Annotated in this window: 17 protein-coding genes; 5 read left to right on the plus strand and 12 right to left on the minus strand. The window is 63.2% G+C overall.

The features are described from left to right. Positions 1 to 3: 3 nt before the first annotated feature. The 8 genes from ACYCCG_RS19005 to glnE all read right to left on the minus strand — a co-directional run bounded on the left by ACYCCG_RS19005 (position 4) and on the right by glnE (position 10,100). Positions 4 to 1,446, minus strand: a complete 1,443-nt coding sequence (locus ACYCCG_RS19005; protein WP_209968606.1) for a lipopolysaccharide kinase InaA family protein — start codon at positions 1,444 to 1,446, stop codon at positions 4 to 6. Then, positions 1,446 to 2,198 (minus strand): lipopolysaccharide kinase InaA family protein, encoded by a 753-nt coding sequence (locus tag ACYCCG_RS19010; protein WP_176683546.1) that lies wholly within the window; start codon positions 2,196 to 2,198, stop codon positions 1,446 to 1,448. The genes ACYCCG_RS19005 and ACYCCG_RS19010 overlap by 1 nt, the downstream gene beginning before the upstream one ends. After that, complete coding sequence (locus tag ACYCCG_RS19015; RefSeq protein WP_176683547.1) at positions 2,195 to 2,929, minus strand: lipopolysaccharide kinase InaA family protein; 735 nt, start codon at positions 2,927 to 2,929, stop codon at positions 2,195 to 2,197. The genes ACYCCG_RS19010 and ACYCCG_RS19015 overlap by 4 nt, the downstream gene beginning before the upstream one ends. Then, positions 2,929 to 3,735 carry a lipopolysaccharide core heptose(I) kinase RfaP gene (gene rfaP, locus ACYCCG_RS19020; RefSeq protein ID WP_176683548.1) on the minus strand — a complete coding sequence of 269 codons (807 nt, stop codon included), beginning with the start codon at positions 3,733 to 3,735 and terminating at the stop codon, positions 2,929 to 2,931. The genes ACYCCG_RS19015 and rfaP overlap by 1 nt, the downstream gene beginning before the upstream one ends. Further along, positions 3,732 to 4,856, minus strand: a complete 1,125-nt coding sequence (locus ACYCCG_RS19025; protein ID WP_209968608.1) for a glycosyltransferase family 4 protein — start codon at positions 4,854 to 4,856, stop codon at positions 3,732 to 3,734. Before ACYCCG_RS19025 ends, rfaP begins: the two co-directional genes overlap by 4 nt. Continuing rightward, positions 4,856 to 5,914, minus strand: coding sequence for a lipopolysaccharide heptosyltransferase I (gene waaC / locus ACYCCG_RS19030; protein WP_176683550.1), 1,059 nt, complete (start codon positions 5,912 to 5,914; stop codon positions 4,856 to 4,858). The genes ACYCCG_RS19025 and waaC overlap by 1 nt, the downstream gene beginning before the upstream one ends. Beyond that, complete coding sequence (gene waaF, locus ACYCCG_RS19035) at positions 5,915 to 6,964, minus strand: lipopolysaccharide heptosyltransferase II (RefSeq protein ID WP_176683551.1); 1,050 nt, start codon at positions 6,962 to 6,964, stop codon at positions 5,915 to 5,917. 202 nt (positions 6,965 to 7,166) lie between these two features. Continuing rightward, positions 7,167 to 10,100: a bifunctional [glutamate--ammonia ligase]-adenylyl-L-tyrosine phosphorylase/[glutamate--ammonia-ligase] adenylyltransferase gene (gene glnE / locus ACYCCG_RS19040; RefSeq protein WP_209968612.1), complete on the minus strand. Its 2,934-nt coding sequence runs from the start codon at positions 10,098 to 10,100 to the stop codon at positions 7,167 to 7,169. A 383-nt stretch (positions 10,101 to 10,483) separates the two neighbouring features. Between glnE and aceE the strand changes: the two genes are divergently transcribed. From aceE to ACYCCG_RS19065, 5 genes are all read left to right on the plus strand, one after another. Continuing rightward, complete coding sequence (aceE, locus tag ACYCCG_RS19045; RefSeq protein WP_003255651.1) at positions 10,484 to 13,129, plus strand: pyruvate dehydrogenase (acetyl-transferring), homodimeric type; 2,646 nt, start codon at positions 10,484 to 10,486, stop codon at positions 13,127 to 13,129. 13 nt (positions 13,130 to 13,142) lie between these two features. Beyond that, entirely contained in the window at positions 13,143 to 14,786 is a 1,644-nt protein-coding gene (gene aceF / locus ACYCCG_RS19050; protein WP_209968615.1) for a dihydrolipoyllysine-residue acetyltransferase, read from the plus strand. 410 nt (positions 14,787 to 15,196) lie between these two features. Further along, positions 15,197 to 17,887 (plus strand): putative bifunctional diguanylate cyclase/phosphodiesterase, encoded by a 2,691-nt coding sequence (locus tag ACYCCG_RS19055; protein WP_209968619.1) that lies wholly within the window; start codon positions 15,197 to 15,199, stop codon positions 17,885 to 17,887. A gap of 168 nt (positions 17,888 to 18,055) precedes the next feature. Continuing rightward, positions 18,056 to 18,724, plus strand: coding sequence for a peptide-methionine (S)-S-oxide reductase MsrA (msrA, locus tag ACYCCG_RS19060; RefSeq protein ID WP_010951691.1), 669 nt, complete (start codon positions 18,056 to 18,058; stop codon positions 18,722 to 18,724). 3 nt (positions 18,725 to 18,727) lie between these two features. Continuing rightward, the gene (locus ACYCCG_RS19065; RefSeq protein ID WP_176683555.1) at positions 18,728 to 19,351 is read left to right on the plus strand and encodes a glutathione S-transferase; all 624 of its coding nucleotides are present in this window, start codon (positions 18,728 to 18,730) and stop codon (positions 19,349 to 19,351) included. A 165-nt stretch (positions 19,352 to 19,516) separates the two neighbouring features. On the opposite strand, the gene creD is transcribed toward ACYCCG_RS19065, so the two are convergent. The 4 genes from creD to rloA2 form a co-directional block, all read right to left on the minus strand. Further along, positions 19,517 to 20,845, minus strand: a complete 1,329-nt coding sequence (gene creD, locus ACYCCG_RS19070; protein WP_459671498.1) for a cell envelope integrity protein CreD — start codon at positions 20,843 to 20,845, stop codon at positions 19,517 to 19,519. Positions 20,846 to 20,952: 107 nt separating this feature from the next. Then, positions 20,953 to 22,389: a two-component system sensor histidine kinase CreC gene (creC, locus tag ACYCCG_RS19075; RefSeq protein ID WP_209968625.1), complete on the minus strand. Its 1,437-nt coding sequence runs from the start codon at positions 22,387 to 22,389 to the stop codon at positions 20,953 to 20,955. Further along, positions 22,389 to 23,069: a two-component system response regulator CreB gene (gene creB / locus ACYCCG_RS19080; RefSeq protein ID WP_209968628.1), complete on the minus strand. Its 681-nt coding sequence runs from the start codon at positions 23,067 to 23,069 to the stop codon at positions 22,389 to 22,391. Before creB ends, creC begins: the two co-directional genes overlap by 1 nt. Before the next feature lie 147 nt (positions 23,070 to 23,216). Next, the gene (rloA2, locus tag ACYCCG_RS19085) at positions 23,217 to 23,717 is read right to left on the minus strand and encodes a retropepsin-like aspartic peptidase RloA2 (RefSeq protein ID WP_176683559.1); all 501 of its coding nucleotides are present in this window, start codon (positions 23,715 to 23,717) and stop codon (positions 23,217 to 23,219) included. Positions 23,718 to 23,843 lie beyond the last annotated feature (126 nt).

Below are 23,843 nucleotides of genomic sequence, written 5' to 3' on the forward strand. Positions count from 1 at the left end.
GCCTCAGTCGACCAGTTTTGGCAACAGCCGGTCCAGCCGCTGATGCAAGGCACTGCCATTGGGCCAGTTGCGCAGCAGCCGTGCCCGGTCACGGGCATAGGCCGGTGCGAAGCTGAGCTGGGTGGCATGCTGGCACATGGCATCGAGGTCGATCAGCGACCACTGGCCGTTGTGCCAGAACAGGTTATGGCCTTTGAAGTCGCCGTGGCTGATGCGCTCGCGAATCAGCTGCTGCATCACGTGCACCAAGGCCTCCACCTGCTCCTCGGGCGCATCGCCGCTTTCGACGTAGGGCGCGAAGCATGCCGTCAGATCCTGGCCGTCGACATACTCGGTGACCAGGTAGGCACGGCTGCGCAGGCCCAGCACCCGCTGTTCCAGCACCGCGAGGGGGCGTGGCGTGGCGATGTCGAGGAACTCCAGGCGGTGGCCTTCAATCCAGGAATGCCAAGCCCTGCTCGGGCGCCAGAAGCGCTTGAACCAATGCGCGGTGTTCTTGATGTTGTAGCGCTTGATCACCAACTGGCGACCGTTGACCTCAATGCGCGCCACGCTGGCAGCGCCACCGGTCTTGTACAAATGGCCGGTGTCGATCAGCGCATCGGCCTGCTCCAGTACAGGCTGCAGGGCCTCGACCTCACTGCGGCGGATCGCCTGCAAGCCCGAAAGGGTGCGCTGGACGCTGAACAAGCTGCACTCGCGGCCAGCCTTGTCCAGATAGTCCTTCTGGCGCCAGGTGCGCACCTTGTCCACCTGTTTCTGCAGCGCTTCCAGCGGCAACGCATGCTCGGCGTTGGCCAGCAGGTAATGCACCAGCAGCTCTTCGATGAACGGCTCCAGGCGCTTGGGCAACTGGGCGAAAAACACCCCGAGGTTTTCCAGCACGCGTGGACGCGACAACTGCTGACCGGGCGTTTCCGCCCTTATGCCCGCACCGTCGATCAGGTACAGCTTGCCGGCATGGCGCAGCAGGTTGTCCAGGTGCAGGTCTTCCTGCCAAAGGCCTTGGGCGTGCATGTGCGCCACGGCAGTGAGCGCTTCGCCCAGCACCAGGTGCTGCTCGTCCGCCAGCACTGGCAGGTTTTCCACTGCGGCCCAGGCATCGGCCAGGCTTTGGGCACCGTCAAGGAATTCGAACAGCAGCCAGCCACCCTCGCCTTCCTTGAGGCCGTCGGCCAGTAGCGTCGGCGTGGTCAGCCCTTGTTTGGCCAGCAATTTCACACCCTGCAGTTCGCGCTGGAAATGCCGTGCAGCGTTACCACCGACCAGCAACTTTGCCAGCACCGGTGTACCGCGCCAGACACCAGCGCCCACATAACGCTGGCCCGGCAGCACGCGCAGCAGGCTGAGCAATTGCAAGTCGGCGCTGCCAGCGGCATCAACCAACGTGATGCTCAGGGGCAGCGATGGGCTGCGCCCGGCATCCTTCAATTCAGACAAACGCATCAGCGGGCCTCTTTTTCACGACGGCGTTGCGTCAACCGTTGCAGCCAGCTATCGACCAGCGCGCCGTCGGCGGGCTGCCCCAGGTAGGTAGCCAGCAAAGTACGTACATCCTGCACGCTCCACGCCTGGGCGCGGCGCAGCAGCGGCTCCAGGTCCTTGAGGCGGTCACGCATGCCGAGCAGCAGGGGACGGGTCTTTTCCAGGTCGATCAGTTGCGCATCCCAGCCGTCGCGCCGTTGGCGCAAGAAAATGTGCTTGGGGTAGAAGCAGCCATGCACCTGGCCGGCGCTGTGCAGGGTACGCGCCAGCTGGCCGCAGGCCTGCAGGATGTCAGTGCGCTCGGCCTTACCCAACCGCGGCCATTGCGCCAGCAGGCTTTCGAGGTCGGCCCATTCGTCCAGAGCGCGGGTCATCAGGATGGCCCGGTGCTTGCCACCCTGCTTGCGCTCGCCGTAGAACACCGCCTGCAATGCCGGAATGCGCAGCTTCTGGTAGCGACTGATGTTGCGGAATTCCCGGGCGAAGGTGGGCTCGCCGAACGGCCGGTGCAGGGTACGGGTCAGGTAGTCGCTCTGGCGCTTGAGGTAGTAGCCCTTGCCTTCGAGTTCCAGACGGAAGACGCTGCTCCAGCCACCACGGCCGGTGTTGGGTTCGTCCACAGCATCAAGTTGCAGCGCCCACAGCGCCTCGAAGTCGTCCAGGCCATGGCGCTTGAGCAGCGCGAGGTCCGCGCTGGCCAGGTAATCGGTCATTCCCTTCCCTCGAAAAAGCCCAGTACCCGACGAATGCGCTTCTTGTCACGCACATTCAGCCGGTCACGGCCACGGTATTGCAGGTAGAAGCGCAGGCGCTGGGTAGCTGACAGGTGGTATTTGGCCACTTTGTCCAGGCATGCCAGGTCCTTGATCATCCGGTGGCGCCACATGAATCCGCGCCAGAAGTCGCCGGTGGGGCAGTCGATGAAGAATAGCGTGCCCTGGTCATCGACCAGCAGGTTGCGCCACTTCAAATCGTTATGGGCGAAGCGGTGCTCGTGCATGACCCGGGTATGGCGCGCCAGTTGACGGCTGATATGGTCGACCCAGGTGCGGTCGGCCAAGCGCGGATCGTTGTGTTCGGCCAGGGCCGACAGGTCTTCGGTGCGCGGCAGTTCACGGGTGATCATCGCGCCACGGCCAAAGGCCAGGCCGTTGCGCTCCAGGCCCCAGGCCACGACTTCGGCGGTGGGGATACCCCATTTGGCGAACTGCTTGAGGTTTTGCCATTCGGCCTTGATGCGTGGCCGCCCCAGATACCGGCGCATGTGCTTGCCGGCCCCGGTGTAGCGCTTGACATAGTAGTTGATCCCGTCACGCTCGATGCGTACCACCTCACTGAGCGGATCGCGGGTCAGCCGTTCGCCCTGGAGGGCGAATACCGCATCGAGGCTGCCGAAGTCCGCCGCCAGGTGTTCGTACCCCGGCGCCAGTGTCCAACTCGCCATCAGAGTGCATCCCCATAGCGTTGCTTGCGATCGTAGAGTTTCTGGGCCTTGCGCTCCAGCCAGGCGAGCAGCGCGGCTTCCTCCTTCAGCACCTGCCGCAGCGGACGCTGGAAGTAACCACGCAGGAAGCGCAGCTTGTCGCGTTGGGTCAGGCCGATGTCCAGGGCCGAAAAGTACAGCGCAGCCAGGTCCTTGTCACGCCAGCGGCGGCTGATCGTGGCACGGGTTTGCGCACGGTGCAGGTCGATCACCGACAGCTTGAAGTCATCCGCCGTCACCGGTCGGTCGGTGTGCAGCAGGAAATGGCAGATGTAGCAATCGCGGTGGTTGACCCCGGCGCGGTGCATGCCGCCGGTCATCTTCGCCACCTCGGCGATAAGTGCACGCTTCAGACGCGGCTCGGGAGGCTGCTTGACCCAGTCGATGCTGAAGTCTTCCAGGCTGATGGTGGGCGCCAGCTCTTCGGTGATGATGAACGAGTGCTGCGTGGCCGGGTTGCTGCCACGCTCGCCGTAGGCGACTGCGGTCATGGTCGGCACACCCACTTCGTGCAGGCGTTGGATCGCCCGCCATTCCTGGCCGGCACCGAGTACCGGCAGCTTGGCGGTGAACAGGTTCTTGAAGATCTCGCCCCAGCCGATGCCACGGTGGATCTTGACGAAAAAGCCCTCGCCAGCCACCTCGGTGCGCAGCGTGCGGCGCCCTTCCAGCTCGCGATAGACCTCGCCTTGCAGCGCCTCCACGGCGTCGAAGGCATCACGCCCGGCCCACAGGCGTTTGAAGGGCTCGGCCAATATCAGCTTCATGCGGTTTTTTGCCCCAGGATCACGTCGGCAGCATGCTGTGGCATGCTGTACAGATCGGCGCTATCAGCAAATGCCAGGCCATTGCGCGACCAGCTGGCACGCGCCTGCGGGTCTTCGAGCATGCGCTGCAGGTAGCCGTTGAGCTGCTCTTGTTCGAACGGCTCATCCAGCACCAGGCCGCTGTCGGCCTCGGCAATGTAGTGGGCATAACCGCACACCTTGGACACCAGCACCGGCAAGCCGGCGACCAACGCTTCGAGCAGCACCGTACCGGTATTCTCGTTGTAAGCCGGGTGAATCAGCAGGTCGGCGCCCAACAGGAAGCGCGGGATGTCGCTGCGACCCTTGAGGAACTGCACCTGGTCGCCCAGGCCCAGGGTAGCGCTTTGCAGCTGGAATACCTTGGGGTCGTCCTGGCCGATCACCATCAGCCTGGTGCGTTTGCGCAGGGCTGACGGCAGCGCGGCCAGTGCCTTGAGGCTGCGGTCCACGCCTTTGGTCTTGAAGCCTGAGCCAATCTGCACCAGCAGCAGGTCGTCATCCCCCAGGTTGAATTCCTTGCGGAACTCGGCGCGGATCTCGGCGGCATTGGCCGGCGCACGGCGATCCTGGGAAATGCCTGGCGGCAGCAGGTGGAAGCGTTCTACCGGGGTGCCGTAATGCTTGATGAACAGCGGCTGCTGCACTTCGGAAATCATCAGCACTTCGGTATGGGCGTCCTTGGCGAACACCGCATGCTCGTACTCGGCAAAGTGCCGGTAGCGGCCCCAGCGACGGTACAAGCCACCGCGCAGGGTCTGCGCCTTGTCTTCGAAGCAGCCGTCGGCGGCGTAGTACACGTCCAGCCCCGGCATCTTGTTGAAGCCGATCAGGCGGTCGACCGGGCGCTTGGCCAGGTCAGCGGCCATCCAGGCACTGAGCTTCTCGTTGCGGCGGTGGTTGAAAATCGCCTTCACCGGCGCCACCAGCACTTCGAAACCCGGTGGAATGTCACCCTCCCAGATCAGCGTGTACACGCGGATCTGGTGGCCCCGCTTCTGGCATTCCAGGGCAATGCGCATGAAATCGCGCTGCAGCCCGCCGAAGGGGAAATATTTGTAAAGCACGAAAGCCAGTTGCATCAACGGACATCCTCAGCCAGCAGCAACGCGCTCAAGCGGCTCGCCACATGCTCGGGATTCAGGCGAGTGAAGCACAGCGGCCACTCGCGTTTCAGATCGAACCGGGCCAGGTCATCGGCGCTCGGTTTGTAGGTGCACTTCTTCTGCAGGCAGGGAGCGCAAGGCCAGTCACTGGCCTGGTGAATCTGGGTCCGTCCGTAGGCGCCGGTCAGGCCCGGGTTGGTCGGGCCAAACAGCGAAAGGGTGGGCACATCGAGCGCCGCCGCCAGGTGGCCAAGGCCGGTGTCGACCGCCACGCAGGCCTTTGCCGCCGCCAGTACACGAGCGACGCCGGCAAGGTTCAATTTGGGAAGCACCTGGCAGTTGTTCAAGCCTAGGGCAATTCGCTCGGCCCGCGCCTTCTCGGCCGGATTACCCCAGGGCAGGCGCACTTCCAGCTTGCGCCGGCCCATGCGCTCGGCGAGTTCGCGCCAGTAGGCTTCGGGCCAGTGCTTGGTCGCCCAGGTGGTGCCATGCAGGAACACCACATAGGGCGCAGCCGGCGGCAGTTGCAGGCGGTCGAGGTCCAGGCCGTAGTTGCCGATGCCTTCTGGCAGGTCGTAGGCCAGGGCCATGGCAAACAGCTGGCGTACCCGCTCCACCGCATGCTGGCCGGTGGCGACCGACAGAGGCCGGTCGTAGAAGCGGCTGGCCCAGCCTTCGCGGGCCGAGTAGCGGTCCAGGCCGGCTACGGGTGCCTTCACGTAACGGGTCAACCAGGCCGACTTGACCAGGCCCTGAGCGTCGATCACAAGGTCATACTTGCGCTCGCGAACGCGCTGCTTGAACGCCTTCCACTCGCCACTCTTGATGGTTTGCCAGAGGTTCTTGCGCCAGCGACGGATCGCCACCGGGATGACCTGGTCGACCGCAGGGTGCCAACTGGGGATTTCGGCGAAGCCTTCTTCCACCACCCAATCGAAACGGATGCCTGGAATGGCATGGGCGGCATCGGTAAGCGCCGGCAGGGTGTGGATGACATCCCCCAGCGACGAGGTCTTGATGATCAGTACCCGCACTTAGTCGACCTCGGCCACGGTATCGATCAGGTCCGGTCCGCTTAGGCTGTGCAGGGCGGCGATCACTTTGCCCGGATCCAGCAGACGCAGGCAATTGTAATGGCCGAAGCGACAGGTGCGGTCAAAGCACGGGCTGCACTCGATACCGGTGCGCACCACTTCCACCTGTTCGGCCAGCGGCGGGGTGAAACCGGGTGAAGTCGAGCCGTACACCGCCACCAATGGACGGTTCAGCGCAGCGGCCACGTGCATCAGGCCGGAGTCGTTGGACACCACGGCATGGGCGCAGGACATCAGGTCGATGGCCTCGGCCAGCGAGGTCTCACCGGCCAGGTTGGACGACTCTTCACGGAACCCCGGAATAAGCCGGTCGCGGATCTGCTCACCGACCGGGTGATCGTTCTTGGAGCCGAACAGCCACACTTGCCAGCCTTGTCGAATCATCGCATCGGCCACAGCGGCATAGTGCTCTGCCGGCCAGCGCTTGGCTTCGCCAAACTCGGCGCCAGGGCACAGCGCCAGTACCGGACGGTCCAGTTCCAGGCCGAACTTGGCCAGGGCGGCGTCGCGGCTTTGCGCTTCGATCTGCAGGTTGGGACGCGGGTATGGCTGCGGCAGCTCGGCGCCGGGCGCGTAAGCCAGGGCCATGAAGCGCTCGATCATCAGCGGGTAGCGGGTCTTGTCCAGCTTGCGCACGTCGTTCAGCAGACCGAAGCGCATTTCACCGCGCCAGCCGGTGCGTTTTGGAATGCCGGCAAAAAAAGGCACCAGCGCCGACTTGAGCGAGTTGGGCAGCAGGATGGCCTGGTCGTACTGGCCGGCCAGGGACTTGCCGATGCGCCGCCGCGTGGCCAGTTCCAGCGCACCGTGGCCGAGCGGGAAGCTCAAGGCCTGACGCACTTCAGGCATGCGTTCGAGGATCGGCCGGCTCCACTCGGGGGCCAGCACGTCGATCACGCAGTCGGGGTGCTGCTGTTTCAGGCACTGGAACAGGGTCTGCGCCATCACCATGTCGCCAACCCAGCTGGGGCCAATGATCAGTATTCTCATGCTTAGTCCAGAAACGCTCGGGGAGGCTACAGGCTGCGGTCCAGCCTGGCCTCCCCTCTTTATATTCAGGCTATGTGGCGGACAGTGTACCACTCACATGGCCTATTCGCGGGCAAGCCCGCTCCCACAGGGATTGCACACTGCTCAGGGCCTGTGCAGTACCTGTGGGAGCGGGCTTGCCCGCGAACAAGCCAACACGGTATCAGCTTAAACCCAACTCACCCCAGATCCGCCGCACTTCACGGCGTTCATCGGCAAACTGCGCCGCATCGATCACCCCGGCCTGCTTCTGCAGGGCCTGGCGGTGCGAGGCCGAGCGGAACGCCTTGTACACTTCACGCAACAGCACCGCGTCACTGGCCGGCATCAAGTTCGCCTGCTCCAGCTCTTCCAGAATGCGGATGTTATCGGTCCATCGAAGTATGGCCGGATGGTCGTGGGACCAGGCCAAAGCGGCGTATTGCACCATAAATTCGATATCGACGATACCGCCGGCATCCTGCTTGATATCGAACGGCACGCCGGCGTCGAAGGCGTTCGCCCCCGTACCGGCAACCGTAGCCTTGGTACCGAGGTTGTCACGCATCTTGGCGCGCATTTCACTCACCTCGCTGCGCAGTTTTTCCAGGTCGCGCGCCTGGCCCAGTACCTTGGCGCGCACACCTTCGAATGCCGCCCCCACCTGCTTGCAACCCACCAGCACACGGGCCCGTACCAGCGCCTGGTGTTCCCAGGTCCAGGCTTCGTTCTGCTGGTAGCGTTCGAACGCACCCAGCGAGCTGACCAGCAGCCCCGAGGCGCCGGACGGGCGCAGGCGCATATCCACATCGTACAGTTGGCCCGAGTTGGTCTGGGTGGTCAGCAAGTGGATGATGCGCTGCCCCAGACGCGTGAAGAACTGCGCACTGTCGATAGGCTTCGCACCGTCGGTTTCCGCCTGCGGATCGCCGTCATGGATGAAGACCAGGTCCAGGTCCGAACCGTGGCCCAGTTCCAGGCCGCCCATCTTGCCGTAACCGATGATGATGAAACCCGGGTCGCACAGGCTGCCGTCGCTGCGCTTGGGTTGGCCATGACGGGCCACGGTCTGGCGCCAGGCCAGGGCCAGCACCTGGTCGAGGATGGCTTCAGCCAGCCAGGTCAGGTAGTCGCTGACTTTCATCAACGGCAGGTTGCCGCTGATTTCCGAGGCGGCCACGCGCAGGCTGTGGGCCAGCTTGAAATGGCGCAGCGCTTCCATCTGCTGCTCCAGGTCGTCCTCGGGGATGCGCGTCAGGCGCTCGCGCAGTTCGCTGGCCAGTTCTGGCGCCAAGGGCGGGCTGAACAAACGGCCCTCATTGAGCAGTTCGTCGAGCAGCAGCGGGTACAAGGCAATCTGCTCGGCAATCCACGGGCTGGCAGCGCACAGCGTCAGCAAACGGCGCAAGGCACCCGGGTTTTCGGTCAGCAGTACCAGGTAGGCAGAACGCCGCGCCACAGCCTCGACCAATGGCAGCACCCGCTCAAGCACCAGGTCGGGGTTGTCATGCTCCACCGCCTGGGCCAACAGCCGCGGGATGAATGCGTCTAGTCGCTCACGGCCGATGCGCTGCATCGAGCGCAACTGCGGGCTGGAACGCAGCCCGGCCAGGCGCCGCAAGGCTTCGGCGGGTTGCTTGAAGCCAGCCTCTTGCAATTGCCGGCCAGCGGCTTCTTCATCCTGCGCCTGCTCCCACAACGGCGACCACTCGCCACCCACCACCAGTTCGCCTTCGCCGTCTTCATCATCCGGGTCGGCAATGACCTGGCGGAAATGCCAGTCGATGCGGCCACGCCAGTACATCAACTGGTCATGGAAGCTATGCCAGTCGGCAAAGCCGAGCATGTAGGCCACTCGTGCCTGATCGGTCTCACCTTCCGGCAACATTTGCGTCTGGCGGTCGGCGATGGCCTGGATGGCGTGCTCGGTGTACCGCAGGAACTCATAGCCCTCGCGCAACTCGGCCACCACTGCTGGCGGCAGGTAGCCTTGGCCTTCGAGGGTGGCCAGCACCTTGAGCAACGGCCGCTGCTGCAGGCTGAGGTCACGCCCGCCGTGGATCAGTTGGAAGGCCTGGGCGATGAACTCCACTTCGCGAATACCACCGGCACCCAGCTTGATGTTCTCGGCCATGCCCTTGCGCCGCACTTCCTGCTGGATCAGCTGCTTCATGGTGCGCAGCGCTTCGATTGCGGAAAAGTCCAGGTAGCGGCGGTACACGAACGGGCGCAGCATCTCCTGCAACTGCGCGCCAGCCGCCTGGTCGCCGGCCACCACCCGCGCCTTGATCATCGCGTAACGTTCCCAGTCACGGCCCTGGTCCTGGTAGTACTGCTCCAGTGCATTGAAGCTGAGCACCAGGGCACCCGCCGAACCATAGGGACGCAGGCGCATGTCAACGCGGAATACAAAGCCGTCGACAGTAACCGGGTCAAGCGCCTTGATCAGCCTTTGGCCCAGGCGCGTGAAGAACTCCTGGTTGTCCAGCGAGCGCTTCACCCCTTCGGTTTCACCGCCCTCGGGGAAACCAAAGATCAGGTCGATGTCCGACGACAGGTTAAGCTCTACCGCTCCCAACTTGCCCATGCCCAGCACCACCATGTGCTGCGGCTGGCCGCTGCGGTTGCCGATGGGTGTCCCGAACTGCTGGCAATGGCGCGGGTACAGCCATTGGTAGGCTTCGTCGATGGCCGCATCGGCAAGGTCCGACAGGTCCCGGCAGGTTTCGCCAAGTTCCGCCTGACGGGTAATGTCGCGCCAGATAATGCGCAGTTGCTGGCGGTTGCGCGCGCGGCGCAGGTTGCGCGCCAGTTCGTCCTCGCTCTGTGCTGCCTGGGCCGTTGCGGCGATTTGCCCGCGCAGCTCACCGGGGGCGTAACGCCGCTCCAGCTCGCCACTGGCCAGCAGGGCGAACAGCATGGCCGGCTCGCGCTGGGCCAGGCTGAGCACGAATTCACTGGCAGCAGCCACCTGGTCGAACTGCTGCCGGTGCAGCGGGCTCCAGGCCTGCAGGTCGAGTTCGGGGTGGCCGGCCACGGCATCGCTGATGAACTGCTGGTTGCGAGTGACCAGCGGCTGCAAGGTGGCGGGCAGATCGGAGGGCAAAGGTAGGCGCATGGTCTATCCTTGATCGGCGTGAAATAGAGGGGAAAAAGCGGCCAAGGGGAAGCCGGACCACGGTTGGACTGTCGTACAAAAGTTGGAAATAGCTGAAAAAAACGAAATCTTGGCAATAAACATCAAGAACCACCCGTTCGCGACACAATGCCAACCAACATGAACGTTTTTCCTCACAAGCCAAGGTGCGACCAAACGTCGCACAAATGTAGTTTTACTACTACTCGTGTCGTGTAAAAGCATGAAATGCGAAAGCAAATGTAGTAAAACTACAACGCGCCGGAAGACACCCCGGTAATCCAAGAATTCACGACGTCTGCCCATAAGGCCAGTCGCAATCTCAGGCAATCGATTCTGGTTGCCTTTCCGCCCTGGAGCAAGCCATGCAAGACCTCGATCCAATCGAAACCCAGGAATGGCTGGATGCCCTGGAGTCGGTCCTCGACAAAGAAGGCGAAGACCGCGCTCATTACCTGATGACCCGTATGGGCGAGCTGGCCACCCGCAGTGGCTCCCAGCTGCCATATGCGATCACCACGCCATACCGCAACACCATCCCTGTCACCCACGAAGCACGCATGCCTGGCGACCTGTTCATGGAACGCCGCATTCGCTCGATGGTGCGTTGGAACGCGCTGGCCATGGTCATGCGCACCAACCTGAAAGACTCGGACCTGGGCGGACACATCTCTAGCTTCGCCTCCAGTGCCACCCTGTACGACATCGGCTTCAACTACTTCTTCCAGGCCCCTACCGAAGAACACGGCGGCGACCTGGTCTTCTTCCAGGGCCACGCATCGCCAGGCGTCTACGCCCGTGCCTTCATGGAAGGCCGTATCAGCGAAGACCAGATGAACAACTTCCGCCAGGAAGTGGACGGCAACGGCCTGTCTTCGTACCCGCACCCATGGTTGATGCCTGATTTCTGGCAGTTCCCGACCGTTTCGATGGGTCTGGGCCCGATCCAGGCGATCTACCAGGCACGCTTCATGAAGTACCTGGAAGCCCGTGGCTTCATCCCGGCCGGCAAGCAGAAGGTCTGGTGCTTCATGGGCGACGGTGAGTGCGACGAGCCGGAATCCCTGGGTGCAATCGCCCTGGCCGGCCGCGAGAAGCTGGACAACCTGATCTTCGTCATCAACTGCAACCTGCAGCGCCTCGACGGCCCGGTTCGCGGCAACGGCAAGATCATCCAGGAACTCGAAGGCGTGTTCCGTGGCGGTGGCTGGAACGTCAACAAAGTCGTCTGGGGCCGTTTCTGGGACCCACTGCTGGCCAAGGACACCAACGGTGCCCTGCAGCGCCGCATGGACGAAGTCATCGACGGCGAGTACCAGAACTACAAAGCCAAAGACGGCGCGTACGTTCGCGAGCACTTCTTCAACACCCCGGAACTCAAGGCCATGGTCGAAGACCTGTCCGACGAAGAGATCTGGAAGCTCAACCGTGGCGGTCACGACCCGTACAAGGTCTACGCGGCGTATCACCAGGCTGTGAACCACAAAGAGCAGCCGACCGTCATCCTGGCCAAGACCATCAAGGGTTACGGCACCGGTGCTGGCGAAGCCAAGAACACCGCGCACAACACCAAGAAGGTCGACGTCGACAGCCTGCGTCACTTCCGTGACCGCTTCGACATCCCGGTCAAGGATGCCGACCTGGAGAACCTGCCGTTCTTCAAGCCGGAAGAAGGTTCTGCCGAAGCCAAGTACCTGGCCGAGCGCCGTGCTGCCCTGGGCGGTTTCGTGCCACAGCGCCGTGCCAAGAGCTTCAGCGTGCCGACCCCGCCACTGGAAACGCTGAAAGCGATCCTGGACGGCTCGGGCGACCGCGAAATCTCCACCACCATGGCCTTCGTGCGTATTCTGGCGCAGCTGGTCAAGGACAAGGACATTGGCCAGCGCATCGTCCCGATCATCCCGGACGAAGCCCGTACCTTCGGTATGGAAGGCATGTTCCGTCAGTTGGGCATCTACTCGTCGGTCGGCCAGCTCTACGAGCCAGTCGATAAAGACCAGGTGATGTTCTACCGCGAAGACAAGAAGGGCCAGATCCTCGAGGAAGGCATCAACGAAGCCGGCGCCATGTCGTCGTTCATCGCTGCCGGTACCTCGTACAGCTGCCACAACCAGCCGATGCTGCCGTTCTACATCTTCTACTCGATGTTCGGTTTCCAGCGCATTGGCGACCTGGCCTGGGCCGCTGGCGACAGCCGCACCCGTGGCTTCCTGATCGGCGGTACCGCCGGCCGTACCACCCTCAACGGTGAAGGCCTGCAGCACGAAGACGGTCACAGCCACATGATGGCGGGCACCATCCCGAACTGCCGCACCTACGATCCGACCTACGGCTACGAGCTGGCGGTGATCATCCAGGACGGCATGAAGAAGATGACCGAAGAGCAGCAGGACATCTTCTACTACATCACCGTGATGAACGAATCCTACCAGCAACCAGCCATGCCGGCCGGTGTCGAGGAAGGCATCATCAAGGGCATGTACCTGCTGGAAGAGGACACCCGCGAAGCCGCACACCACGTACAACTGATGGGCTCCGGCACCATCCTGCGCGAAGTCCGCGAAGCCGCGAAGATCCTGCGTGAAGAGTTCAACGTCGGTGCCGACGTGTGGAGCGTCACCAGCTTCAACGAACTGCGCCGCGACGGCCTGGCCGTGGAACGCGCCAACCGCCTGAAGCCTGGCCAGAAGCCACAGCAGACCTACGTCGAGCAGTGCCTGAACGGTCGCAAAGGCCCGGTCATCGCCTCTACCGACTACATGAAGCTGTTCGCCGAGCAGATTCGCCAGTGGGTACCGAGCAAAGAGTTCAAAGTCCTGGGTACCGACGGTTACGGTCGCAGCGACAGCCGCAAGAAGCTGCGTCACTTCTTCGAAGTCGACCGCCACTTCGTGGTGCTGGCTGCCCTGGAAGCCCTGGCTGACCGTGGCGAGATCGAACCCAAGGTTGTTGCAGACGCTATCGTCAAGTTCGGTATCGACCCGGACAAGCGCAACCCACTGGACTGCTGAGGAGTATTTTTAAGTGAGCGAACTCATTCGCGTACCTGACATCGGCAGCGGTGAAGGTGAAATCATCGAGCTGTTCGTCAAGGTCGGTGACCGTATCGAGGCTGACCAGAGCCTGCTGACCCTGGAGTCCGACAAGGCCTCCATGGAAATCCCGGCGCCCAAGGCCGGCGTCATCAAGGAGCTGAAGGTCAAGCTGGGCGACCGCCTGAAAGAAGGCGACGAGCTGCTGGTCCTGGAAGCCGAGGGCGCCGCTGCTGCGGCCCCTGAGGCACCGGCTGCTGCCGCTCCGGCTCAGGCAGCTGCGCCGGCTCCAGCCGCCGAAGCCACCCCTGCTCCGGCCGCAGCCCCGGCTGCCGCCAGCGTGCAGGACATCCATGTGCCGGACATCGGTTCGTCGGGCAAGGCCAAGATCATCGAAGTACTGGTCAAAGTCGGCGACACCGTCGAAACCGACCAGTCGCTGATCACCCTGGAGTCCGACAAGGCCTCCATGGAAATCCCGTCGCCGGCCGCCGGCGTGGTCGAAGAAGTACTGTGCAAGCTGGAAGACGAAGTCGGCACTGGCGACCTGATCTTCAAGTTGAAAGTGGCGGGTGCCGCCCCGGCTGCCGCGCTGGCACCGGCTGCTGCTGCTCCTGCACCAGCCAAGGCTGAGGCTGCTCCGGCTGCCGCACCTGCCGCTGCCGCCCCGGCTGCTGCCCCTGCACCGGCTGCTACCGCACCGGCCGCTGGCAGCAATGCCAAGGTTCACGCAGGCCCTGCTGTTCGTCAGCTGGCCCGTGAATTCGGTGTCGAGCTGGGTGCAGTTGCTGCCACCGGCCCGCACGGTCGCATCCTGAAAGAAGACGTGCAGGTTTACGTCAAGGCCATGATGCAGAAGGCCAAGGAAGCGCCGGCAGCCGCCGGTGCGACCGGTGGCGCCGGCATCCCGCCAATCCCTGCCGTGGACTTCAGCAAGTTCGGTGAAGTGGAAGAAGTGGCCCTGACCCGCCTGATGCAGGTCGGTGCTGCCAACCTGCACCGCAGCTGGTTGAACGTACCGCACGTCACCCAGTTCGACTCTGCCGACATCACCGAGCTGGAAGCCTTCCGCGTGGCGCAGAAGGCCGTGGCCGAGAAGGCTGGGGTGAAGCTGACCGTGCTGCCACTGCTGCTCAAGGCCTGCGCCTTCCTGCTCAAGGAACTGCCGGACTTCAACAGCTCGCTGGCGCCAAGCGGCAAGGCCATCATCCGCAAGAAGTACGTGCACATCGGCTTCGCCGTGGACACCCCGGACGGCCTGCTGGTCCCTGTGATCAAGAACGTCGACCAGAAAAGCCTGCTGCAACTGGCTGCCGAAGCCGCTGCACTGGCCGAGAAGGCGCGCACCAAGAAGCTGTCGGCTGACGAGATGCAAGGCGCTTGCTTCACCATCTCCAGCCTCGGCCATATTGGCGGCACCGGCTTCACGCCGATCGTCAATGCGCCGGAAGTGGCTATCCTGGGCGTCTCCAAGGCGACCATGCAGCCAGTCTGGGATGGCAAGGCCTTCCAGCCAAAGCTGATGCTGCCGCTGTCGCTGTCCTACGATCACCGTGTGATCAACGGCGCTGCCGCCGCGCGCTTCACCAAGCGCCTGGGCGACGTGCTGGGCGATATCCGCACCATGCTGCTGTAAGGCAGCACTCTGCCCCTCCTTGCGAGGGGCAGTTCCCTTTTCGAGCTGCCACGCTCGTACCTCAACCCCGTCGATTGGCGGGGCTTTTTTTTTGCCTGGAAAAAGCTGGGAGGGCTTCGCCCTCCTTTCGCGACACAAGGCCGCTCCCACAGGCAATCGCAGTCCATTGTGGGGGCAACTGTCTTGCTCAATTTCTGAAAGCTGGCGCGATCCGTGTGGGAGCGGCCTTGTGTCGCGATGGGCCGCAAAGCGGCCCCAAAATCTCCAGCCAAACTACAGAATCGGCCACGTCAGCCGATAACCTGTCCACAGCATCAAGCATGGCCGCTTGCCAGCCCTCTGGACATGATGCAACCTTGCCAAATCCGCCGCAGCCAAAAGGCAGCGTTCCCTCTTCAAGCGAGTCTTCGATGAAAAGCCAACCCGATGCCGCCAGCCGTGTGGCGGCCGAGGTCGTGACGCAGTTACCCGTGCCCTCGCGGCTCGGCATGCTGCGTTTCGAAAGGCTCAACGAAGCCACCTGGGCCATGCTCTACCTTGACCCGGCCTGTGAGCGCCAGTTCGGCATGCAAACCGGCGAGCTGTGTGCCCTGATTGACGCGCCCTACGCTAGCCTGATGGAACCCGAAGCACGCTACCGGCTGCACGACGAAATCCAGCTGCAACTGGCCCAGCGCGGTTACTACCGCGTGCGCTACACCCTGCACACGCCGAGCACCTCGCTGCGCCTGCTGGAAGCGGGTGAGGCCTACAAGCAACACAACCGCCAGCTGTTGCGCGGCTACCTGAGCGTGCTCGATGACCAGCTGGAAGATAGCGGCGAACTAGGCGCCAGTGACCTGGAGTCACGCAACAATCGCCTGCAGCTGGCCCTGCAACTGAACCAGCGCACGCAGCAAGAACAGCTGGAGCACCTGGAGCGCGTGCGCGGCCAGCAGGACCTTATCCTGCGCCTTGCCCGCCAGCGCTATAGCGCGGGCAACTCGCTGCTTGAAGCGGCCCAGCTGATTACCCAGAGCGCCTGCGAAATCTACAAGGTCGACAGCGCCAGCATCTGGCACCTGGAAGACCAACGCCTGGAACCGATCATCGCCTGGTACCGCGACGCACAGGAGCACCGCCAGCCCGAAGCCATCGATGCCAGCCGCTTCCCCGACTACCTGGATGCGCTGCACGCTAGCCGCGCCATCGACGCTCACAACGCCGGCCACGACCCGCGTACCCGTGCTCTGGCGCAAAGCATGCGCCCGGAAAACAAGGCCATGCTCGACGCCAGCATCCGCGTCGATGGCCAGGTGATCGGCGTGTTGTGCTTGGAGCAAAGCGGCCAGCCAAGGGCCTGGCAGTCGGACGAGATTGCCTTTGCCGGCGAGCTGGCCGACCAGTTCGCCCAAGTGATCACAAACCACAAACGGCGGGCCGCGGCCAGTGCCCTGCATCTGTTCCAGCGCGCGGTCGAGCAGAGCGCCAGCGCCTTTCTGCTGGTGAACCGCGACGGCCGGGTGGAGTACGTCAACCCCAGCTTCACCGCCATCACCCAGTACAGTACCGACGAAGTGCAGGGCCGCCAGCTGGGTGAGCTGCCGGCACTGGAGAACCTCAGCGAACTGCTGTTCGACTCGCCGTCGAGCCTGGCCATGGGCAACAGTTGGCAGGGCGAGTTCAAGAGCCGGCGCAAGAACCTGGAGCCGTACTGGGGCCAGTTGTCGATTTCCAAGGTGTACGGTGACAACCGTGAGCTGACCCACTACATCGGCATCTACGAAGACGTCACCCAGACCAAGCTGGCCCAGCAACGCATCGAGCGCCTGGCTTACACCGACAACCTCACCAACCTGGGCAACCGCCCGGCGTTCATCCGCAGCCTGGACGAGCGCTTCGCCCGGGACGGCGAAAGCTCGATGTGCCTGCTGCTGGTGGACATCGACAACTTCAAGCGCATCAACGACAGCCTTGGCCACCAGACCGGCGACAAGCTGCTGATCAGCCTGGCCAGGCGTCTGCGCAACAGCCTGCACAGCGGTGGCATCCTCGCGCGCTTTGCCAGTAACGAGTTCGCCGTGCTGCTCGACGACACCAGCCTTGAAGATGGCCAAGGCGTTGCCCAGCAGTTGCTGTGCACCCTCGACAAGCCGATGTTCGTCGACAACCAGCTGATCAACGTCACCGCCTCGGTAGGCCTGGCCTGTGCACCGTTGCACGGCGTCGACCCGGCCAGCCTGATGAAGAATGCCGGCCTTGCATTGCACAAGGCCAAGGCCAACGGTAAACACCAGGTACAGGTGTTTACCGAAGTGCTCAACGCCGAAGCCAGCTACAAGCTGTTCGTCGAGAACAACCTGCGTCGTGCCCTGACCCAGAATGAGCTGGACGTGTTCTACCAGCCCAAGCTGTGCCTGCGCAGCGGTCGCCTGCTGGGCCTGGAAGCGCTGCTGCGCTGGAACCACCCCGAACGCGGCATGATCCGCCCGGACCAGTTCATCAGCGTGGCCGAGGAAACCGGCCTGATCATCCCTATCGGCAAATGGGTAGTGCGCCAGGCGTGCTGCATGAGCCAGCAACTGCGCAAGGCCGGCCTGGGCAACCTACATGTAGCCATCAACCTGTCGCCCAAACAGTTCTCCGACCCGGACCTGGTGGCGTCGATCAGCACCATCCTCAAGGAAGAAGCCCTGCCCCCGCACCTGCTGGAGCTGGAGCTGACCGAAGGCCTGCTGCTGGAAGCCAGCGAAGACACCCACCGCCAGCTGGACGAACTGAAGGCCCTGGGCCTGACCTTGGCCATGGACGACTTCGGCACCGGTTATTCGTCGCTGAGCTACCTGAAGAAGTTTCCGATCGACATCCTCAAGATCGACCGCAGCTTCATCAACGAGATCCCCGACAACCAGGACGACATGGAAATCACCTCGGCGGTGGTGGCCATGGCCCACAACCTGAAGCTGAAGGTGGTGGCCGAAGGGATCGAAACGCCGGAGCAGCTGGCGTTCCTGCGCCGTCACCGCTGCGACGTGGGCCAGGGTTACCTGTTCGACCGGCCGATTCCCGGGCGCGAGCTGGCCGAGCGGCTGAAGCGCTATCCGCGTGGCCCGGTGGCCTGACAGCTGCGTAATCCTCGGGCACTATAGAAGCCATTCGGGCCCTTTCGCGGGCACGCCCGCTCCCACAGGAACACCACAACCTTTGAAACCTGTGCTGTACCTGTGGGAGCGGGCATGCCCGCGAAGGCCCAAACCACTCCCCCACTGAATAAACACAGAGGAACGGCCATGGTCCTGCGTTCGGAAATCCTGGTGAACAAAAACGTCATGCCAACTGCGGAACAGGCCCTGCCTGGCCGCGACACGCCAATGAGCCTGCCCGAGTTCCACTACGTCTTCAAAGACACCCCGCTGCTCGGCCCGTTCTTCGAAGGCGCCATCGACTTCGCCATCTTCGGCCTGGGCTGCTTCTGGGGCGCGGAGCGCCGCTTCTGGCAGCGTGAAGGTGTGGTCAGCACCGTGGTCGGCTACGCCGGCGGCTTCACCCCGCACCCTACCTACGAAGAAGTCTGCTCGGGCCTGACCGGCCACACCGAAGTGGTGCTGGTGGTGTTCGACAAGGACAAGGTCAGCTACCGCGAACTGCTGGCGATGTTCTGGGAGCTGCACAACCCGACCCAAGGCATGCGCCAGGGCAACGACATCGGCACCCAATACCGCTCGGCCATCTACTGCACCAGCCCGGAACAGCTGGAACAGGCCAAGGCCAGCCGCGACGCCTTCCAGGCCGAGCTGAGCAAGGCCGGCTTCGGTGAAATCACCACCGAAATCGACCAGGCACCGACCGTATATTTCGCCGAGGCCTACCACCAGCAGTACCTGGCCAAGAACCCGGACGGCTACTGCGGCATCGGTGGCACCGGCGTGTGTCTGCCACCCAGCCTGCAAGGTAACTGAAGCATGAGCACGATGACCCTGTTCCACTCGCCGTTGTCGCCTTTCGTGCGCAAGGTCATGGTGGTGTTGCACGAAACCGGCCAGCTTGAGCGTGTGCAGTTGCAGCCGGTGAACATCAGCCCGGTGAGCGGCGACCCGCAGCTCAACCTGGACAACCCGATCGGCAAGATCCCGGCCCTGCGCCTGGAAGACGGCACCGTGCTGCATGACAGCCGGGTGATTTGCGAGTACCTCGACATGCAGCACGTAGGCCTGCCGCTGCTGCCGCGAGAAGGCTCGGCGCGCTGGCGGCGCATGACCTTGGTATCACAGGCCGATGCGATCATGGATGCGGCGGTGTCGAGCCGTTATGAGAGCTTCCTGCGGCCAGAAGACAAGCGCTGGGAGGGCTGGCTGCAGGCGCAGGGTGACAAGATCCGCCGGAGCCTGGCCAACCTTGAGCAGGAGCACTTGCCTGAGCTGATGTCCGGCTTCGACCTGGCGGCGATTGGCGTGGCCTGTGCGCTGGGCTATCTGGATCTGCGCCAGCCCGGGTTCGGTTGGCGCGAGCACCAGCCGGGGTTGGCGGCGTGGTATGCCGAGGTGGTCAAGCGGCCGTCGATGGTCGCTACAGCACCAGTGGCCTGACAGGGCCCCTTCGCGGGTGAACCCGCTCCTACAGGTTTCCACAGTGTTCGCTATCTGTGGTGGGCTTGTGGGAGCGGGCGTGCCCGCGAAGGCCTCACCTCGGTATCACAGGAAACAACAGCCCGATCCTGAGGGCCAACCAGCGCCCGATCTCTTTGTCCTCCCTCATGCCGCCCTCCCCACCCGTGCCCAGTCCAGCCGCCGGGTCAGCACCATGAACACCCCAAGCAGGCCGAAACACAGCAGCGACCCCATCAGCAGCGCATAGTCTTCGGCACTCAGCAGCCCGAAGAGCAGCGCGTACAACGCCGCCAAACCCGCGGCAAAACCCACCCCTCGCCCCAGGCTGCGCAACACATGGCTCAGGTAGAAGCCGATCAGCAGCACACAGGCTGAAGCCGACAGCCCATACGCCAAACCAAAACCGATGTGCTCGGACAACGACAGCAGCAGCAGATAGAAGAACGCCAGCGCCACGCCCACCAGGATGTACTGCACCGGGTGCACACTCAGGTTCTTCATTACCTCGAACAGGAAGAAACCGGCAAAGGTCAGGGCAATGAACAACAACGCATATTTGATCGCCCGCTCGCTTTTCAGGTACTGATCCACCGGGTCTATAAAACTCACGCCAAAGCTGCGCTCACTGAAATCTGCACACTGCCCGGCGTTAGCGCACTGGCGTATCGCGTCCTCAAGGTTGGTAGCGAAGAACGAGGTTTGCCAGTGGGCACTGAAGCCTTGAGCATCGATATCGCGGCGGTTGGGCAAGTAGTTGCCGACGAAGCTCGGGTGCGGCCAGTTGGCGCGCATGTCCACGCTGCTGGTACGGCCCACGGGCACCACGTGCAACTGGCCGGTACCTTGCAGCGCCAGGTCAAAGCCATAGCTGAACGCTCGCGCCTGTAGCCCGTCCAGCCCAGGCAGGCTGGCGTGCACGCCGCCACGCATCCAGTCGAGCTGGGTGCCGGCCTCGAAAGGTACTTTCTGCTCGTCAACACTCAGCTCCAGAGCACTTTCGATACCGCGGATATCACTGATGCCCACCACCAGGAACGGCGTGTCGAAGCGGTAGTCGTCTAAGTCCTTGTCGATCCCCCAATGCTCCGGGAGCTTGAAGCGGCCGCTGATACGGCCTTTGGCGTGGAACAACCGCGCCTGGTAGATGCCTCGGGCGCGCAGTTCGGTGTCCACACCCAGGTCGGCGTCGAAGGTTTCCGGCAGAAAGTACAGGTGGCCGGCGATGGTGCTGGTCTCCTGGGTACGCTCACCGTCCTTTTCGATCCAGCGGCGCTGGTACTTGCGGTAAGGCACCACCAGCAGCGGGCCGCTGAGTTGCTGATCGAAGCTGGTGCTCTGGGCGATATCGCGCAGCACGCCGTCGCGCATGGCCTGGCGTTCGTCGATCAGGCCGTTGATCAGCAGTAGTGGGATGAGCAACAGCAACATCAGCATGGCGATCATGCCGAGTTTGAAACCTAGGGTCTTGTTCATGTGGCCTCCTGTGGCAGTGGGCGCAGTGTCTGCGCCTTGCATGGAGGCTTTGTGGAGAGCGTGTGTGATTTACGTGTATTTGGGGCTGCTGTGCAGCCCCGGCTATCTCAGCTAATGCGCCGCACCGGCAGCCACAACCGCACCCGCACCCCGCCATCGACGTTGTCCACCGCCAAGGCCCCGCCATGCAGCTGCATCACCTCGGCCACGAAATTCAGCCCCAGCCCGGTGCTCTTGCGCCCGCTCCCGGGCCGCGGCAGCGAGTAGAACCGCTCGCTGACCCGCCCGATGGCATACGCCGGTATCGCTTGCCCCTGGTTGAACAAACTCAACGCTACCCGTTCGCCATCGCGCTCCAGGTCGAACAGCAGCGTGCCACCTTCCGGGGTGAAGTCCAGTGCGTTGTCGAGCAGGTTGGCCAACGCCTGGCGCATCAGGAACGGATCGCAGCGCAAACGCAAAGTGGCAGGCACCCGCTGACGTACCTGCAAACTGGCGCCTTCGATACGCGCCGCATGGGCCAGCAACAACTCATCGACCAACGCCGCCAGCGCCACCTGCTGCTCGTCCTCCAGCGCCTGCATCTGCTCGACCCTGGCCAGGTTGAGCAGCCGCTCGATCATCTGCTGCAAACGCTCGCTCTCGCGCTCGATATTGCCGGCAAAGCGTGCCCGCTGATCAGCGGGCATATCCTCGCCCTGCAACAGCTCGGAAGCACCACGGATGGCCGCCAGCGGGCTTTTCAGCTCGTGAGTCAGGGTGTGCACGTAGCGCTCGACATAGGCCTTGCCTTCCAGCTGGGTGCGCATGCGCTCCACTGCCTGTGCCAGGTTCGCCAGCTCGCCGCCCTTGTAATGCGGAAGCTCCGCACGCTCACCTTCGCTGACCGCCTGCGCATAACCTGCCAACTTGCGCAGTGAGCGCGCAAGCCACCACGACAGAGCCGCGCCGATCAGCAAGCCCAGGCCGATCAGGCCCAGCCCCAGGGTGAGCAGGCGCCGCTCGGAGCGGTCAATGTAGGGTTGCAATGAGCTATTGGGCTTGGCGACAGTGACAACGCCGATGATCTTGCCGTCGTCGATGATCGGTGCGCCAACGTGCATCACCGAGGTGCTTTCATCGTTGGGATCGCTGCGGGTGGAGCGGGCGCCATATTGGCCACGCAGGGTCAGCAGCACGTCATTCCACTGCGAGTAATCCTTGCCCAGGGCCTCGCCACTGGAGTCCAGCAACACGATGCCCTTGGCGTCAGTGACGTAGATGCGGTGGCTGACCTGGTTCTTGGCCAGCCCCCAGATCTGTGCGCCCGGGCTGCGCGAGCCGTAGGCCTTGAGCACCTCGGGCAGGCGGCCCTGGTTCAGGGTGCCGGCCTTGACCTCATCCCGCAGGATTTCTGCCAGCAGGTTGGCAGTGTCTACCAATGTTTCTTCAGAGGATTGGCGTACCACCGGGCGAATCTGTTCGCGTACGGTATTGAGCAAGAAGTAACCGGCCAAGCCGACGAACAGGAAGTACACCAGGAAGATGCGAATGCCCAAGCGCATCAGGCGTGGTCCGGGCTATAGCTGTAACCGAGGCCGCGATGGGTCTGGATCGGCTCGGCATCACCCGCTACCTGGCGCAGCTTGGCGCGCAGGCTCTTGATATGGCTGTCGATGGTGCGCTCATAGCCCACGTCGGAGGCCACGCCCAAAGCGTCGAGCAGCTGTTCGCGGCTGAACACCCGCTGCGGTTGTTCGAGCAGGCATTGCAGCAGGCGGAACTCATGCCGGGTCAGCGTGAGCGGCTGGCTGCGGTAGGTGATCTGCATGCGCAGGGTGTCGAGCTGGAACAAGGAGGTTCCGCCGGCAGCCTCGGCCCTCGGGGCCATGCGTTTGAGGATCGCCCGAACGCGCGCTGCCACTTCACGAGGGCTGAAAGGTTTTACCACGTAGTCATCGGCGCCGATTTCCAGGCCTACTACGCGGTCGATTTCACCGTCCCGGGCGCTGAGAAACATCACCGGCACCTCGGTGAACCGGCGCAGCTGGCGACAGGTTTCGAAGCCACTGATGTCGGGCAGGCCGATGTCGAGGATGACCAGGTCGGCCGGGCGCTGGCGCTGCTGGTCGAGGGCGGCACTGCCCAGGGTTACCCACTCGGTGCTGTGACCGTCGGCCTGCAGGGCGTAGACCAGGGTGTCGGCGATGGCGGCTTCGTCTTCGACGATGAGGATATGGGGCATGGCGTCCGGCCTTGCGATTTTGAAGGTTGGCACATCTCAGTGTAGGAGCGGGCTTGCCCGCGAACACCGGCGAAGCCGGTGCCTGACACCACATTATGTGTGTTCGCGGGCAAGCCCGCTCCTACATTGTATGGCGCACGCTTCAAATCAACAGCCTGGCTTGCCAGCAGTGAACTTCTTCGCCGGGTTTACCGCCGCCTTGAACTCGCGCAGCGCCTTGGAACCCACCAGCAGCGGGTAGTTGAAGTTGCTGCGGTCCACCAGATTCACCTCGACGGTGCGCTTCACATCCCCCAGGCACAACGCCAGGTCGACCACCGGGCGCTTGGAGACCTCTGGCGCATCCCCTTCGTCCTCTTCATCGGCACGGCCCTTGATCTTGCTGATGCGCGAGACCTTGTGCTCATACACCTTGCCGTCCGAGTCCTTGGTCGCCAGGCGGAAGCGCACCCACTCGTCCCCATCGCGGGTGAACAGCTCGATATCCTTGGCCGACAGCGACGCGGTGAAGGCGCCCGTGTCCATCTTGGCTTTCAGGGTTTCACCCAGCTCGGGCAGGGCGATGTTCTCGTAACGGCCGTAGAGGGTGGGCTCGGCGGCCATTACCGGCAGCGCCAACATCGACAACAGGGCTAGCAGTGGTTTCACAGGCAGGCTTCCTTGAAAAGGGTCAGTGCTTAGACTGCACTGGCAAGATAGGTTCGCTTTCACAAGACTAAACAACATAACGTGAAACATTTGTTCGCGCCGCCGGGCATTGGACATTTGGCGTAG

It is taken from the genome of Pseudomonas sp. VEM90 (genome assembly GCF_054611535.1).

Excerpts from the sequence above, each read along its gene's own strand:
- waaF (WP_176683551.1), bottom strand. The coding sequence starts at position 6,964 with ATGAGAATACTGATCATTGGCCCCAGCTGGGTTGGCGACATGGTGATG.
- aceE (WP_003255651.1), top strand. The coding sequence starts at position 10,484 with ATGCAAGACCTCGATCCAATCGAAACCCAGGAATGGCTGGATGCCCTG.
- ACYCCG_RS19015 (WP_176683547.1), bottom strand. The coding sequence starts at position 2,929 with ATGGCGAGTTGGACACTGGCGCCGGGGTACGAACACCTGGCGGCGGAC.
- ACYCCG_RS19065 (WP_176683555.1), top strand. The coding sequence starts at position 18,728 with ATGAGCACGATGACCCTGTTCCACTCGCCGTTGTCGCCTTTCGTGCGC.
- ACYCCG_RS19010 (WP_176683546.1), bottom strand. The coding sequence starts at position 2,198 with ATGACCGATTACCTGGCCAGCGCGGACCTCGCGCTGCTCAAGCGCCAT.
- rfaP (WP_176683548.1), bottom strand. The coding sequence starts at position 3,735 with ATGAAGCTGATATTGGCCGAGCCCTTCAAACGCCTGTGGGCCGGGCGT.
- creD (WP_459671498.1), bottom strand. The coding sequence starts at position 20,845 with ATGAACAAGACCCTAGGTTTCAAACTCGGCATGATCGCCATGCTGATG.
- ACYCCG_RS19055 (WP_209968619.1), top strand. The coding sequence starts at position 15,197 with ATGAAAAGCCAACCCGATGCCGCCAGCCGTGTGGCGGCCGAGGTCGTG.
- ACYCCG_RS19005 (WP_209968606.1), bottom strand. The coding sequence starts at position 1,446 with ATGCGTTTGTCTGAATTGAAGGATGCCGGGCGCAGCCCATCGCTGCCC.
- creB (WP_209968628.1), bottom strand. The coding sequence starts at position 23,069 with ATGCCCCATATCCTCATCGTCGAAGACGAAGCCGCCATCGCCGACACC.
- glnE (WP_209968612.1), bottom strand. The coding sequence starts at position 10,100 with ATGCGCCTACCTTTGCCCTCCGATCTGCCCGCCACCTTGCAGCCGCTG.
- msrA (WP_010951691.1), top strand. The coding sequence starts at position 18,056 with ATGGTCCTGCGTTCGGAAATCCTGGTGAACAAAAACGTCATGCCAACT.
- ACYCCG_RS19025 (WP_209968608.1), bottom strand. The coding sequence starts at position 4,856 with ATGCAACTGGCTTTCGTGCTTTACAAATATTTCCCCTTCGGCGGGCTG.
- creC (WP_209968625.1), bottom strand. The coding sequence starts at position 22,389 with ATGCGCTTGGGCATTCGCATCTTCCTGGTGTACTTCCTGTTCGTCGGC.